Consider the following 13,973-nt stretch of genomic DNA (forward strand, 5'->3'; position numbering starts at 1 on the left):
CGGTGAAGGCAGCCTGGGGTTCGCGCTTGCGGTCGAACGCTCGATGCTTGCTTGTTGCATGAAACGGTAAGTGCGAGGCCGGGCATGCCGGCCTCTTCGCGGCGCAAGGCCGCTCCTACAAAGGCGCGCGGACGCCTTCGCAGGAGGGTGGGTCAGTTGACCTGGGCGCCTTTGGCGATCCAGTCACCGACCAGCTTGCGCTCCTCGGCGGTCATCTGGGTGATGTTGCCCAGCGGCATGATCTGGCTGGCGACCGCTTGCGCCTGGATGCGCGCAGCCTGGGCCTGGATCTGTTGCGGGGTGTCGAACATCACGCCGGCAGGGGCTGCGCTGAACAGTGGGCTGGTCGGCTTGGCCGAGTGGCACACGCTGCAGCGTTCCTGGATGACCTTGTGGATCTTGTCGAAGTCGCCACCGGCGGCCTGTGCAGTCGCCTGGGCCGGGGCCTCGGCGGGTGCGGCTGGCGCTTCGGCGGCCTTGGCGGCTTCCTCGGCGCGCAGCTCGGCTGCGGTCTTGCCACCCACGGCGGTAGCCGGCAGTGGTTGGTACTCGACCTTCGCGGCGGCTTGCTCCGGGCTGGTTGGCAGCGGCTTGGGGCCGGTGACGTAGGCCAGGCAGATCATTGCCAGGGCACCGACCGGCAGGGTCCAGGCGTACTTGTTGCTGTCGTGGCGGGTGTTGAAGTAGTGGCGGATCAGAACCGCGGCTACTGCGATACCGGCCAGGATCAGCCAGTTGTACTGGCTACCGTAGGTGCTCGGGAAGTGGTTGCTGATCATGATGAACAGCACCGGCAGGGTGAAGTAGTTGTTGTGGCGCGAACGCAGCAGGCCCTTGGCCGGCAGTACCGGGTCAGGCGTCTGGTTGTTCTCGATCGCCGCCACCAGCTGGCGCTGGGCCGGCATGATGATGCGGAACACGTTGCCGACCATGATGGTGCCGATGATCGCACCGGTGTGCAGGTACGCACCACGGCCGCTGAACACCAGGCTGAAGCCGAAGCAGGCCGCGATGATCAGCACGAACAGCACGGCGCCCAGCAGGGCAGGGTGCTTGCCCAGGGGCGAGTCGCACAGGAAGTCGTAGATGAACCAGCCGGCCACCAGCGAACCGATACCGATGGCCACGCCTTCGGCACCGCTCAGGGTGCTGCCAGGTGCCAGCAGGTACAGGCTAGGGTTCCAGTAGAACACCACGCACAGCAGGGCGATACCGGACATCCAGGTGAAGTAGGCTTCCCATTTGAACCAGTGCAGGTTCTCGGGCATTTTCGGGGGCGCGAGTTTGTATTTCTCCAGGTGGTAGATACCACCGCCGTGAATCGCCCAGAGATCACCCGACAACCCATCGCGCGGGTTGCTGCGGTTCAGGTGGTTCTCCAGCCAGACGAAGTAGAACGATGCACCGATCCAGGCGACACCGGTGATCATGTGAACCCAGCGAATGCTCAGGTTCAGCCATTCGTGAAGGTGTGCTTCCACAGTATGTACCTCTGCCGGTCACCGTGAACGATGACCGACCTTTTCTTATTGGTGGGGATTGAGGATCAGCATCTGTTCCTCGGTGAAGTAATGCTCATCGCAGTTGTTGCCAGAACCACTGCGATCAACCACCAGGAAGTCATCCCGCTTTTCGATCGTCAGCACCGGGTGGTGCCAGACGCCGCGATGGTAATTAACGCCCTGCCTGCCGTTACTACGGAAGGCGCGGACCAAGCCTGATACAGGTGCATCGCCAACCGGCGCGACCACGATCAGAAAGGGGTTGCCGAGCAGCGGAATGAAAGCCTGGCTGCCCAGCGGATGGCGCTCCAGCATGCGCACGGTCAGCGGCATGTCCAGCGCGTCGGCGCGGAAGATGCTGATGATCGCCTTGTCTTCAGGCTCGGCGGTTTCCACCGTGGCGAGCTTGTGAAAACGCATGGTCGAGCCGTTGTTGATCATGAAGTGGTCGCTGCCATCGGTTTCGATCACGTCTCCGAATTCGGCGAAGGCTTCTTTGGTCAGGGGCTCGATCATCAGGGTGCGCATGGGTTATCTCTTCTAAGTTCGTTGTTCTGGATAAGGCTCTAACGTTGCGGCAGCGTTACAGCTGCAGCAGGCGGAACAGGGCGATCAGGTTGATCTGCGCCAGGGCTTCCTTGAATTCGGCATCGGCGTCGTTGTGGATGCGTTTTTCGAAGGCGGCAAGGATCTGGTGCCGGTTGCTGCCTTTTACCGCCATGATGAACGGGAACTGGAACTTGGCCTTGTAGGCGTCGTTCAGTTCGGTGAACCGGGCGAATTCCTCGGCGGTGCACTGGTGGATACCGGCGCCGGCCTGTTCGTTGGTGCTCGATTCGGTCAGCTCGCCCTGGATGGCGGCCTTGCCGGCCAGGTCCGGGTGAGCGTTGATCAGTGCCAGCTGGTCCGCGTGGTTGGCGCTGAGCAGGATGTCGCTCATGCGCTGGTGCAGCGCCTCGATCTCGTCCAGCTCGGCCAGTTGGCCCAGGTCGTAGGCTTTTTCGGCCACCCACGGCGAGTGCTCGTAGATGTCGGCGAAGGCCTTGACGAAGGCGTCACGGCTGAGGGTGGAGGGCTTGAGGGTGTTGAAGGCGGTCATCAGGCGTTCTCTTTCTTGTACGGGTGGGTGGCGTGCCAGTGGCGGGCGATGTCCACGCGACGGGCGAACCAGACCTGCTCGTGGCTCTTGGCGTAGTCGACGAAACGCTTGAGCGCAGCCAGGCGCGCCGGGCGGCCGACCAGGCGGCAGTGCAGGCCGATGGACAGCATCTTCGGCGCTTCGGCACCTTCGGCGTAGAGCACGTCGAAGGCGTCCTTGAGGTACTGGAAGAACTGCTCGCCGCAGTTGAAGCCCTGTACCTGGGTGAAGCGCATGTCGTTGGTGTCCAGGGTGTAGGGGATCACCAGGTGCGGCTTGCCGGTGGGGTTGTTCGGCTCCCAGTAGGGCAGGTCGTCGTCGTAGGTGTCGCTGTCGTACAGGAAACCGCCTTCTTCCATCACCAGGCGGCGGGTGTTCGGGCCGGTACGGCCGGTGTACCAGCCCAACGGGCGCTCGCCGGTCAGTTCGGTGAGGATGCGGATGGCTTCGAGCATGTGCTCGCGTTCCTGGGCCTCGTCCATGTTCTGGTAGTCGATCCAGCGGTAGCCGTGGCTGCAGATCTCGTGGCCGGCTTCGGCCATGGCGCGGATCACGTCGGGGTGGCGCTGGGCGGCCATGGCCACGGCGAAGATGGTCAGTGGCACGCCGCTGTCCTTGAACAGCTTGAGCAGGCGCCAGACGCCGGCGCGGCTGCCGTACTCGTAGAGCGATTCCATGCTCATGTTGCGCGCGCCCTGCAGGGGCTGGGCGGCTACCATTTCCGACAGGAAGGCTTCGGATTCCTTGTCACCGTGCAGGATGTTGCGCTCGCCGCCTTCTTCGTAGTTGAGGACGAAAGACAGCGCGATGCGAGCGTTGCCCGGCCATTGCGGGTGAGGAGGGTTGTTGCCGTAACCGATCAGGTCGCGAGGGTAGTCAGCGCTCACTGCAGTCTTCCTTCTTGTGTGTTGGTGCGGGGTGGGCGGGCCGCGTCGGGATGTCGCACCACCGGATGGGCTGATTGTATACAACTTCTGAAATCTTTTGTAAGCCTGTTTTTCCGCATTTCTTCCCTTTTGTCGCCTGGCAATCCGTTGCAAGAAACCTGCCTGGTTGGTCAGTTTAGAATCTTGGCGTCGGCACAGCGCCTGTATTTGCGACTGGTGGCCTGTTTCTGGGGGTTGCGACGGAAGGGCTCAAAAAATTGTGTACAATCTGGCGGTGAAATGTCTTAATGGCGTCATTCCCGCACATCGCAGGCCCCGTTTCGGGGCGCAAGCTGTGTATTTTTTGCCCATAGAATGAACAAGAGGCGACAAGCAGATGGGACGTTTGACCACACACGTACTGGATGCCGCGCATGGCTGCCCGGGCAGCTCGATCAAGGTCGAGCTGTACCGCGTCGAAGGCCAGCAACTGGAATTGGTGAACACTGCCCTGACCAACAGCGATGGCCGCGTCGATGCGCCGCTGCTGCAGGGGGATGACTACCGTACTGGCGTCTACCAGCTGCAATTCAGCGCTGGCGCCTATTACCGTGCCCGCGGCGTGCAGCTGCCGGACACGGCCTTTTTGGATGTTGTCGTGCTGCGCTTCGGCATTGATGAAAAGCAGGAGCACTACCATGTGCCGCTGCTGATCTCGCCGTACAGCTATTCGACCTATCGCGGAAGCTAGTTGGTCGCTAGAAGAATCTTCGTAGGTCCTTTGGCCCGCTCCCACACTGGCGGGCTTTTTTTATTTTCGGATTTTGGATTGCTGATTTGCCGGGACGGACAGTACTCGGCCGGTCTTGTAGCCCGAATGAACCGTTGCGCCTACCATGATGCCGCCAGCGGAATTAAAGGCAAGCCCTACAGCTGCAGCCCCTGCCGCTTCAGATTGACCCTGCTTCCATGCTTGCGCTGCCACTTCGCCCCACTCAAACGCGGAGCCGAAAAACAGCGTGGGCTCGCTCAAACTCTGTTTCTTCAGTCGGTTTGGACTGGTCGAGGCATTCCACGAGCGGTTGATATAGCTGTCAGCCTTCCACTCAGGAATGCTGTTATCCCCATTGCTACCCAGTGCTTTATTGATGGATGCGGTGGCTTGGCCCCACAGCGAGGAGGTGTCGACGTTGTGGTGTAATCGTTTGCGGGTAGGGGAGAATTGTTCAGTCGGCACATCGCCGGGAATGAATATATTTGTGAGCGTTTTCGTGATCCCTTTGAAGAACGGGCTGCTCCCCTTGGGATCGGTGAAATTTATGGGGTCTCCCAAGCAGTAGGCATAAGCATTCAACCCACCTTCCCTGAAGGGGCTGTAACGGTCGGGGTTCAAGAACCGCATCAGAGCAGGGTTGAATGCCCTGGTTCCATTGCCTAGTGCGTACAGGCGGGAAACCGTATCTTGGAACTCACCATTGAAGCCGAGCAGGCTTTTGTTGATCTGGCTATGGCCATAGGGGGCGAAAATGTTCACGGCAATAGCATTGTTCATGGAGCGATCCTCCTCGACAGTGCTTGGTGAGAAGTTGTAGCAGTCCCCACCACAAGCTGCACCTGACAAAAATATCAGGCTGACATGGACAGGGAGTGGCGCTGAAAATAACAAAGGACGCCGAGGCGCCCTTTGTGGGTGTTGCGGGGGTTAGAGAAACACAAACTTGGCAATGAAAATCGCGCACAGCACCCACAGGCTGGCCGAGATTTCCTTGTACTTGCCGGTCCCCGCCTTCAGCGCCACATAGCTGATAAAGCCCAGGGCAATACCATCGGCGACCGAGAAGGTCAGCGGCATCATGATCACCGTGACGATTGCCGGAATGCTGTCGGTGGCTTCATCCCAGTGGATGTGGGCCATGCTGCCCATCATCAGCATCGCCACGTAGATCAGCGCACCGGCAGTCGCGTAGGCCGGAATCATCCCGGCCAGCGGGGCGAAGAACATCGCCGCGACGAACAGCAGGCCGACCACTACAGCCGTGAGGCCGGTACGGCCGCCCGCCGCAACGCCTGCCGCACTTTCCACGTAGCTGGTCACAGGTGGCACGCCGACCACCGCGCCGAACACGCTGGAGGCGCTATCGGCCTTCAGTGCCCGCGACAGGTTTTCGATGCGCCCGTCCGGTGCCACCAGGTTGGCCCGCTGCGCAACGCCCATCAGCGTGCCGGCGGTGTCGAACATGTGCACGAAGAGGAACGCCAGCACCACGCTGATCATGCTGACGTTGAATACGCCGGCCACGTCCATGGCCATCCAGGTCGGGGCCAGGCTTGGCGGCATCGACATCACCCCGCCGAACTTCACCAGGCCCAGGCCCCAACCGGCCAGGGTGACGCCAATGATGCTGATCAGGATCGCGCCGAACACCCGCTTGTAGCTGAGAATGGCGATCAGCAGGAAACACAGCGCCGCCAGCAGTGGCCCAGGCTCATGCAGCGAGCCCAGCTTGATCAGGGTGGCCGGGCTGTCGACGATGATGCCGGCCGTTTTCAGGCCGATCAGCCCGAGAAACAAGCCGACCCCGGCGCCCATGGCATGGCGCAGGCTGACCGGAATGCTGTTGAGCAGCCACTCGCGCACCCGCGACAAGGTCAGCAACATGAACAGCACGCCCGAGACGAACACCGCCCCCAGCGCCGTTTCCCAGTTGTAACCCATGGTGCCGACCACGGTGTAGGTGAAGAAGGCGTTCAGCCCCATGCCCGGCGCCAGGCCCACCGGCCAGTTGGCGTATAGGCCCATCAGCAGGCAGCCCAGCGCGGCGGCGATGCAGGTGGCGACGAAGGCGGCACCATGGTCGATGCCGGCGTCGGCCATGATGTTGGGGTTGACGAAGATGATGTAGGCCATGGTGATGAAGGTGGTCACCCCGGCAATCAGTTCGGTCTTGACGGTGCTGCCATGTTGCTTGAGTTTGAAAATCCGCTCCAGCCAACTCGTTTCGAGCGGTGGTGCGAGATCCAGCGTAGGGGCTTCGGATTTGCGGCTTTCCACAGCGAGTACTCCTCAAGTCTTTCTTGTTGTTGTTGGAGCCAGGTTCCTGCGCATTGCACTTGGCGGCTCCACGAGGGAAGGCAGACGTCCGACCGGTTAGTTGACTCATGGGTCAAGAAGTTGCTGGGTGGATTATGCTTTTGTGTACAAAGAATGCAAATAATGTTTTATCTTTTGTGTGCGCAATGCGTCGTACAACGGCTATATAGGCAAAACGCCCCCTGCTCAATCGCCTCAGCCTGTGTACAATGGCGACATACTTTCTCTTCGTGCTTCGAGAGCCCATGAACGAACAGCTGCAACCTCTGAAGAAACCTGCGCGTGCCGGCAAGGCTGGCCGCAGTGGTACCCAGGACGACATCGTCTACGCGCACATCTTCGAGGCGATCCTCGAGCAGCGCCTGGCGCCAGGCACCAAGTTGAGCGAGGAAGCGCTGGGCGAGATCTTTGGCGTCAGCCGCACCATCATCCGCCGTGCGCTGTCGCGCCTGGCCCACGAAAGCGTGGTGCTGCTGCGGCCCAACCGCGGTGCGGTGGTGGCCAGCCCGACGGTGGAGGAGGCGCGCCAGGTGTTCTTCTCGCGGCGCATGGTCGAGCGGGCGATCACCGAGCTTGCGGTGCAGCACGCCACGCCCGAGCAATTGAACGAACTGCGCCAGATGGTGCGCGAGGAGCGCGACAGCTTCTCCCGTGGCGACCGGGGTGCCGGCATTCGCCTGTCCGGCGAGTTCCACCTCAAGCTGGCCGAGGCCGCGGGCAATGCACCGCTGGTAAGCTTCCAGCGCAGCCTGGTGTCGCAAACGTCGCTGATCATCGCCCAGTATGAAAGCGGCAACCGTTCGCATTGCTCCTATGACGAGCACATGCAACTGATCGACGCCATCGAAGCGCGCAACGCCGAGCAGGCGGTAAGCCTGATGATGCACCACATGGACCATATCGACAGCAAGCTCAACCTCGACGAGGAAAGCGCGTCGGACGACCTGCATGCGGTGTTCTCGCACTTGCTGAAAAAACCCAAGGCGTCGGCCAAGGGTTGATCGTTTGCCTGGATGACTGAAGGGGCTGCTTTGCAGCCCATTCGCGGGGCAAGCCCGCTCCTACAGGGGATCACGGTTCCTTGTAGGAGCGGGCTTGCCCCGCGAATGGGCCGCAAAGCGGCCCCTTGCATTCTTAGCGCTGATGCACACAACGCCCTGCCGCGTAGGTTTCCCGCACCGTGCGGTCATCCCCCAGGGTTGTAAGCACGAACAAGGTTTCCTCAATGCTCTTCGACTGCGCAATACGGTAATCCAGCAACGGCGTGGCCTTGTAGTCGAGCACCACGAAATCGGCATCGTTACCCGCCCGCAGGCTGCCGATACGGTCATCCAGGCGCAGTGCCCGCGCACCGCCCAGGGTGGCCAGGTACAGCGACTTGAACGGGTGCAGCCGCGCGCCCTGCAACTGCATCACCTTGTACGCCTCGTTCAACGTGTTCAGCAGCGAGAAGCTGGTGCCGGCACCCACGTCGGTGCCCAGGCCCACATTGACCTTGAAACGCTCGGCCTGGGGCAGGTTGAACAGCCCGCTGCCCAGGAACAGGTTCGAGGTTGGGCAGAACGCCACCGCCGAGCCGGTTTCCGCCAGGCGCTGGCATTCGCTGTCGCACAGGTGCACGCCATGGGCGAACACCGAGCGCTCGCTCAGCAGTTCGAAGTGGTCGTAGACGTCCAGGTAGCCTTTCTGCTCGGGGAACAGTTCCTTGACCCAGTCGATCTCCTTGAGGTTTTCCGACAAGTGAGTGTGCAGGTACAGGCCCGGGTATTCCTTGAGCAACTGCCCGGCCAGGGCCAGTTGCTCGGGGGTGCTGGTGGGGGCGAAGCGCGGGGTGACGGCGTAGTGCAGGCGGCCCTTGCCGTGCCAGCGCTCGATCAGTTGCTTGCTTTCGCGGTAGCCGGATTCTGCAGTGTCGGTCAGGTAGTCCGGGGCGTTGCGGTCCATCATCACCTTGCCGGCGATCATCCGCAGGTCCAGGCGTTCGGCCTCTTCGAACAGGGCATTGACCGACTGCGGGTGCACGCTGCCGAACACCAGCGCGGTGGTGGTGCCGTTGCGCAGCAGTTCCTCAACGAAAATTTTCGCCACCTTGTCGGCGTGGTCCTTGTCGGCGAACTGCTTCTCGCAGGGGAAAGTGTAGGTGTTGAGCCAATCCAGCAACTGCTCGCCGTAGGAGCCGATCATGCCGGTTTGCGGGAAATGGATATGGGTGTCGATGAAGCCTGGGGTAATCAGGGCATCCTGGTAGTGCACCACCTCGATGTCGGCGGCCAGGCTTGGCAATAGCTCGCTGGCTGGGCCAACGGCGCTGATGCGGCCGTCGTCGATCACCAGCAGGCCGTCTTCGAAATACTCATGGGAGGCTTGCAGGCCAACCTCGGCCGGGTCGGCGATGCTGTGCAGGATAGCGGCACGGTAGGCTTTGCGGGTAACGGTCATAACACACTCGTCAAAGGGCTGGGCTGCGCCGGGAGGGCGGCAGCAACTGGGCAATGGGGCCGGCGTTGGCGGCAGCGTCATGCTGGCCGAAGCAGGCGTTGTAGGTGGCAATGATTTCACCGGCGATGGACACGGCAATTTCGATCGGCAGCTTGCCCTTGACCTCGGCCAGGCCCATCGGGCAGCGCATGCGCGCCAGGGTTGCGTCGTCGTAGCCGCGCTCGCGCAGGCGGTGCTCGAACTTGACACGCTTGGTCTTCGAGCCGATCAGGCCGAACCAGGTGAAATCGTTGCGCTTGAGAATGGCGGCGGTCAGTTCCAGGTCGAGCTGGTGGTTGTGGGTCATGACGATGCAATAGCTGCCTGGCGGCAGTTCGGCCACTTCGTCGACCGGTTCTTCACTGACCACCTTGGTCACCCCATGGGGGATGAGTTCGGGGAATTCCTGTTCACGCGAGTCGACCCAGCGCACCCGGCAGGGCAGCGCGGCGAGCAAGGGTACCAGAGCCCGGCCAACATGGCCCGCGCCGAACACGGTGATCTGCGCCTGCACCGCTGCCATCGGCTCGAACAGCAGCACGGTGGCGCCACCACAGCACTGGCCGAGGCTGGCCCCCAGGCTGAAGCGCTCCAGGTGCGGGGTGGTGCGGTGTTCTTCGAGCATCAGGCGGGCGATGTGCAGGGCCTTGTACTCAAGGTGCCCGCCACCGATGGTGTCGAACAGGCCAGTGGCGCTGACGACCATCTTCGAGCCGGCATTGCGCGGGGTAGAACCGCGCTCCTCGATGATGGTCACCAGCACGCAGGCTTCGCCACGGGACTGGTGGTCGGCGAGGGCGTTGATCCATTGGTGCATGTTTCAATTCCTCTTCAAGGCAACCCGGCCCGCTTTTCGGTAGGAGCGACCAGAGGTCGCGATGGGTCGCGCAGCGGCCCCGACATGCTTCACTCAGGCACAAGGCCCTATCGCGACCTGCGGTCGCTCCTACAGGAAAGCGGGTTGTCAGTGACTCACGGTTTCCAGTTGTGGCTCGGCAGGTTGCGTGGCCGCTGCCGCCTTGCGCATCTGCTCGCAGCCCCACAGCACCCGCTCCGGCGTTGCCGGTGCATCCACCAGGGGTTGCACACGGTAGTCGGCAATGCTGGCCACCGCGTCCTTGATCGCGCACCAGGCCGCGATGCCGAGCATGAACGGCGGTTCGCCCACGGCCTTGGAGTGGAACACGGTGTCTTCGGGGTTCTTGCGGTTTTCCACCAGCTTCACCCGCATGTCCAGCGGCATGTCGGCCACCGCCGGGATCTTGTAGCTGGCCGGGCCGTTGGTCATCAGCTTGCCCTTGGCGTTCCACACCAGCTCCTCGGTGGTCAGCCAACCCATGCCCTGGATGAAACCGCCTTCCACCTGGCCGATGTCGATGGCCGGGTTCAGCGAGTCGCCCACGTCGTGCAGGATGTCGGCGCGCAGCATCTTGTACTCGCCGGTGAGGGTGTCGACGATCACTTCCACGCAGGCCGCGCCAAAGGCGAAGTAGTAGAACGGCCGGCCGCGGGCCTGGCTGCGGTCGTAGTAGATCTTCGGCGTGCGGTAGAAGCCGGTGCTCGACAGCGACACCTGGCCGAAGTAGGCCTGCTGCACCAGTTGCTCGAAGCTCAGCAACTGGTCGCGCACGCGCACATGGCCGTTGCGAAACTCCACGTCTTCCTCGGTAACCTGGTAGTGCCGTGCGGCGAACTCGGTGAGGCGCTTCTTGAGGATTTCGGCGGCGTTCTGCGCCGCCTTGCCGTTCAGGTCGGCGCCGCTGGAAGCTGCAGTGGGTGACGTGTTGGGCACCTTGTCGGTATTGGTGGCGGTGATCTGGATGCGGCTGAAATCCACTTGGAACACCTGCGCCACCACCTGCGCCACCTTGGTATTGAGGCCCTGGCCCATTTCGGTGCCGCCGTGGTTCAGGTGGATGCTGCCGTCGGTATAGATGTGAATCAGGGCACCTGCCTGGTTGAGGAAGGTGGCGGTGAACGAGATGCCGAACTTCACCGGGGTCAGCGCCAGGCCTTTCTTGAGCACCGGGCTGTTGGCGTTGAAGCGGCGGATCGACTCGCGGCGCTCGGCGTAATCGCTGCTGGCCTCCAGCTCTGCGGTCATTTCTTCGAGCATGTTGTGCTCGACGGTCTGGTAGTAGTGGGTGACGTTGCGCTCGGTCTTGCCGTAGTAGTTGGCCTTGCGCACCGCCAGCGGGTCACGGCCCAGGTGGCGGGCGATGTGGTCCATCACCTGCTCGATGGCAACCATCCCCTGTGGCCCGCCAAAGCCGCGGTAGGCGGTGTTGGAGGCGGTGTTGGTCTTGCAGCGGTGGCCGTGGACCGTGGCATCGCCCAGGTAGTAGGCGTTGTCGGAGTGGAACATGGCGCGGTCGACGATCGAGCCGGACAGGTCGGGCGAATAACCGCAGTTGCCGGCCAGGTCGAAGTTGATGCCGTGCAGGCGGCCATCGTCGTCGAAGCCGACGTCGTACTCCACGTAGAACGGGTGGCGCTTGCCGGTCATGGTCATGTCTTCGACCCGTGGCAGGCGCATCTTGGTCGGCTGGCCGGTCAGGCGTGCGATCACCGCGCACAGGCACGCGGGGCTGGCGGCCTGGGTTTCCTTGCCGCCAAAACCGCCGCCCATGCGGCGCATGTCCAGCACCACCTTGTTCATCGGCACATCGAGCACTTCGGCCACCAGCTTCTGCACTTCGGTGGGGTTCTGGGTGGAGCAGTAGACGATCATGCCGCCGTCTTCGGTCGGCATCACCGAGGAAATCTGCGTTTCCAGGTAGAAGTGCTCCTGGCCACCGATGTGCAGGCTGCCCTGCAGGCGGTGCGGGGCGCTGGCCAGGGCGGCGGCGGAGTCACCGCGCTGGTGGGTGTGGCTGTCGAGCACGAAGTGCTTCTTGCGCAGCGCCTCGACCACGTCCAGCACCGGCTCCAGGTCTTCGTACTCGACGATCGCCGCCAGCGCCGCGCGGCGCGCAGTGTCCAGGTCGCGGGCGGCCACGGCAAGCACCGGCTGGCCGAAGAACTCCACCTTGTCGATGGCCAGCAGTGGGTCGCCGGCGACCACCGGGCCGATGTCCTTCAGGCCTGGGATGTCTTCGTGGGTAATGGCGATGCGCACCCCCTCGAAGGCGTAGCAGGGCGTGGTGTCGATGCGCAGGATGCGGGCATGGGCACGGTCAGCCGTGCGCGCATACACGTGCAACTGGTTGGGAAATTCCAGGCGGTCGTCGATGTACACCGCTTCGCCGGACACGTGCTTGTCGGCGCTGTCGTGCTTGACGCTGCGGCCAACCCCGGTGGCCAGGTCCTGGCTGAACAGTTCGGCCATCTCGGCCTGGCTTTTGGCTACCTGATGGTCAGACATAGTCGGTCACCCGGGTTTCGATGTAAGGCGTTTGCTGTTCGATGAAGTACTTGCGCAGCAGGTTCTGCGCGGTCAGCAGGCGGTATTCCTTGCTGGCGCGAAAATCGCTGAGCGGGCTGAAGTCCTCGGCCAGGGCCTGGCAGGCGCGCTCGATGCTGGCCGGGTTCCACGGTTTGCCGCGCAGGGCCGCTTCGCAGGCGCGGGCACGCTTGGGGATCGCGGCCATGCCGCCGAAGGCGATGCGCACGCCACTGACCACACCGTTCTCGATGCTCAGGTTGAAGGCGCCGCACACGGCGGAAATATCGTCGTCCAGGCGCTTGGACACTTTATAGGCACGGAAGGCCCATTCGTTGCTGGCGCGGGGCACGATGACCTTCTCGATGAACTCGCTGTCCTGGCGGGCCGTGATGCGGTAGTCGATGAAGTAGTCTTCCAGCGGCATCACCCGCTGGCGCTCGCCCTGGCGCAGGACGATCTGCGCATCCAGGGCGATCAGCAGGGGCGGGGAGTCACCGATGGGCGAAGCATTGCCGATGTTGCCGCCCAGGGTGCCCTGGTTGCGGATTTGCAGCGAGGCGAAGCGGTGCAGCAGGTCGCCGAAGTCGGGGTACTCGGCGTTGAGCGCGCCGTAGCAGTCGGTGAGCGGGGTGGCGGCGCCGATTTCCAGGTGGCTGGCGGTCTTGTCGATGCGCTTGAGCTCGGCAACATGGCCAACGTAGATCATCACCGGCAGGGTCTTGTGGAACTGGGTCACTTCCAGCGCCAGGTCGGTGCCGCCGGCCAGCAGGCGCGCTTCGGGGTGCGAACTGTACAGGTCGGCCAGGTCGGCCACGGTCAGTGGCACCAGGCAGCGCTTGTCACCGCTGTTGAGCTCGCCGGTCTGGCTGGGGGCGATGGCCTTCAGGCGGGCGATGGTCTGCGCCTGCTGGGCGTCGAACTGGTCATGGCAGGGCTGGCGGCAGCTTTGCTCGGCCGCGTCGAGAATCGGCCGGTAACCGGTGCAGCGGCACAGGTTGCCAGCAAGGGCTTCCTGGGCCTGGTGCAGGTCGTGGCCCTGGCTGTTCTTCTGCAGGGCGAACAGCGACATCACGAAGCCTGGGGTGCAGAACCCGCACTGCGAGCCATGGCAGTCGGCCATGGCCTGTTGCACGCTGTGCAGTTGGCCCTGGTGCTTGAGGCCTTCGACACTGATCAGTTGCTTGCCATGCAAGGCGGAAACGAACGTCAGGCATGAGTTGAGGCTGCGATAGCGCAGGCTGTCTTCACCCTGGGCATCCTCGACCAGCTCACCCACCACCACGGTGCAGGCGCCGCAGTCACCGCTGGCGCAGCCTTCCTTGGTGCCGGGTTGGCCCAGGTGCTCGCGCAGGTACTGCAGCACCGTCATGTTCGGGTCCAGGGCGTGCTCGCTATGCAGCGCCTGGTTGACAAGAAACTGGATCACGGGGGTGGCCTCGCAATGGTTTTATTGTTGTTGGGCGGACAATAAGCAGGCCTGACACAGCGGTCAACAATTTTCTGACTCAAAGGT

At 62.7% G+C, this 13,973-nt stretch carries 12 protein-coding genes; 2 read left to right on the plus strand and 10 right to left on the minus strand.

Translation table 11 applies throughout. From position 1 onward, the window contains the following. Window positions 1-152: 152 nt before the first annotated feature. The 4 genes from F3J45_RS17785 to puuE are packed head-to-tail and all read right to left on the minus strand — an operon-like array spanning window position 153 to window position 3,527. Entirely contained in the window at window positions 153-1,481 is a 1,329-nt protein-coding gene (locus F3J45_RS17785; protein WP_167065429.1) for a urate hydroxylase PuuD, read from the minus strand. Window positions 1,482-1,526: 45 nt separating this feature from the next. Continuing rightward, window positions 1,527-2,030 carry an ureidoglycolate lyase gene (locus F3J45_RS17790; RefSeq protein ID WP_167065432.1) on the minus strand — a complete coding sequence of 168 codons (504 nt, stop codon included), beginning with the start codon at window positions 2,028-2,030 and terminating at the stop codon, window positions 1,527-1,529. Window positions 2,031-2,085: 55 nt separating this feature from the next. Continuing rightward, complete coding sequence (gene uraD / locus F3J45_RS17795) at window positions 2,086-2,601, minus strand: 2-oxo-4-hydroxy-4-carboxy-5-ureidoimidazoline decarboxylase (protein WP_167065435.1); 516 nt, start codon at window positions 2,599-2,601, stop codon at window positions 2,086-2,088. Continuing rightward, window positions 2,601-3,527, minus strand: a complete 927-nt coding sequence (puuE, locus tag F3J45_RS17800) for an allantoinase PuuE (RefSeq protein WP_167065438.1) — start codon at window positions 3,525-3,527, stop codon at window positions 2,601-2,603. The genes uraD and puuE overlap by 1 nt, the downstream gene beginning before the upstream one ends. A gap of 376 nt (window positions 3,528-3,903) precedes the next feature. On the opposite strand from puuE, the gene uraH reads away from it, so the two are divergent. Further along, window positions 3,904-4,257 carry a hydroxyisourate hydrolase gene (gene uraH, locus F3J45_RS17805; protein WP_054884130.1) on the plus strand — a complete coding sequence of 118 codons (354 nt, stop codon included), beginning with the start codon at window positions 3,904-3,906 and terminating at the stop codon, window positions 4,255-4,257. A 60-nt stretch (window positions 4,258-4,317) separates the two neighbouring features. On the opposite strand, the gene F3J45_RS17810 is transcribed toward uraH, so the two are convergent. Both F3J45_RS17810 and F3J45_RS17815 read right to left on the minus strand, forming a co-directional pair. Beyond that, a complete protein-coding gene (locus F3J45_RS17810; protein WP_167065441.1) occupies window positions 4,318-5,058 on the minus strand; it encodes an RHS repeat-associated core domain-containing protein in 741 nt (246 codons plus the stop codon). Window positions 5,059-5,208: 150 nt separating this feature from the next. Then, window positions 5,209-6,558 carry an NCS2 family permease gene (locus F3J45_RS17815; RefSeq protein ID WP_167065444.1) on the minus strand — a complete coding sequence of 450 codons (1,350 nt, stop codon included), beginning with the start codon at window positions 6,556-6,558 and terminating at the stop codon, window positions 5,209-5,211. Window positions 6,559-6,842: 284 nt separating this feature from the next. On the opposite strand from F3J45_RS17815, the gene F3J45_RS17820 reads away from it, so the two are divergent. Continuing rightward, window positions 6,843-7,598 carry a GntR family transcriptional regulator gene (locus tag F3J45_RS17820; RefSeq protein ID WP_167065447.1) on the plus strand — a complete coding sequence of 252 codons (756 nt, stop codon included), beginning with the start codon at window positions 6,843-6,845 and terminating at the stop codon, window positions 7,596-7,598. Window positions 7,599-7,731: 133 nt separating this feature from the next. Here the strand turns inward: F3J45_RS17820 and guaD are convergent, their stop codons facing one another. The 4 genes from guaD to xdhA form a co-directional block, all read right to left on the minus strand. Then, a complete protein-coding gene (gene guaD, locus F3J45_RS17825; protein WP_167065450.1) occupies window positions 7,732-9,036 on the minus strand; it encodes a guanine deaminase in 1,305 nt (434 codons plus the stop codon). Window positions 9,037-9,046: 10 nt separating this feature from the next. Beyond that, window positions 9,047-9,892 carry a xanthine dehydrogenase accessory protein XdhC gene (xdhC, locus tag F3J45_RS17830; RefSeq protein ID WP_167065453.1) on the minus strand — a complete coding sequence of 282 codons (846 nt, stop codon included), beginning with the start codon at window positions 9,890-9,892 and terminating at the stop codon, window positions 9,047-9,049. 147 nt (window positions 9,893-10,039) lie between these two features. After that, complete coding sequence (gene xdhB, locus F3J45_RS17835; RefSeq protein ID WP_167065456.1) at window positions 10,040-12,439, minus strand: xanthine dehydrogenase molybdopterin binding subunit; 2,400 nt, start codon at window positions 12,437-12,439, stop codon at window positions 10,040-10,042. Beyond that, window positions 12,432-13,886 carry a xanthine dehydrogenase small subunit gene (gene xdhA / locus F3J45_RS17840; RefSeq protein WP_167065463.1) on the minus strand — a complete coding sequence of 485 codons (1,455 nt, stop codon included), beginning with the start codon at window positions 13,884-13,886 and terminating at the stop codon, window positions 12,432-12,434. Before xdhA ends, xdhB begins: the two co-directional genes overlap by 8 nt. Window positions 13,887-13,973 lie beyond the last annotated feature (87 nt).

This window comes from Pantoea sp. Ap-967 (assembly GCF_011752565.1).
In the GTDB taxonomy this organism is placed as follows: Bacteria; Pseudomonadota; Gammaproteobacteria; order Pseudomonadales; family Pseudomonadaceae; genus Aquipseudomonas.

Bases quoted from the DNA above. Each gene is read 5' to 3' on its own strand.
- F3J45_RS17790 (WP_167065432.1), bottom strand. From the start codon at position 2,030: ATGCGCACCCTGATGATCGAGCCCCTGACCAAAGAAGCCTTCGCCGAA.
- uraD (WP_167065435.1), bottom strand. From the start codon at position 2,601: ATGACCGCCTTCAACACCCTCAAGCCCTCCACCCTCAGCCGTGACGCC.
- uraH (WP_054884130.1), top strand. From the start codon at position 3,904: ATGGGACGTTTGACCACACACGTACTGGATGCCGCGCATGGCTGCCCG.
- F3J45_RS17810 (WP_167065441.1), bottom strand. From the start codon at position 5,058: ATGAACAATGCTATTGCCGTGAACATTTTCGCCCCCTATGGCCATAGC.
- F3J45_RS17820 (WP_167065447.1), top strand. From the start codon at position 6,843: ATGAACGAACAGCTGCAACCTCTGAAGAAACCTGCGCGTGCCGGCAAG.
- guaD (WP_167065450.1), bottom strand. From the start codon at position 9,036: ATGACCGTTACCCGCAAAGCCTACCGTGCCGCTATCCTGCACAGCATC.
- xdhC (WP_167065453.1), bottom strand. From the start codon at position 9,892: ATGCACCAATGGATCAACGCCCTCGCCGACCACCAGTCCCGTGGCGAA.
- xdhB (WP_167065456.1), bottom strand. From the start codon at position 12,439: ATGTCTGACCATCAGGTAGCCAAAAGCCAGGCCGAGATGGCCGAACTG.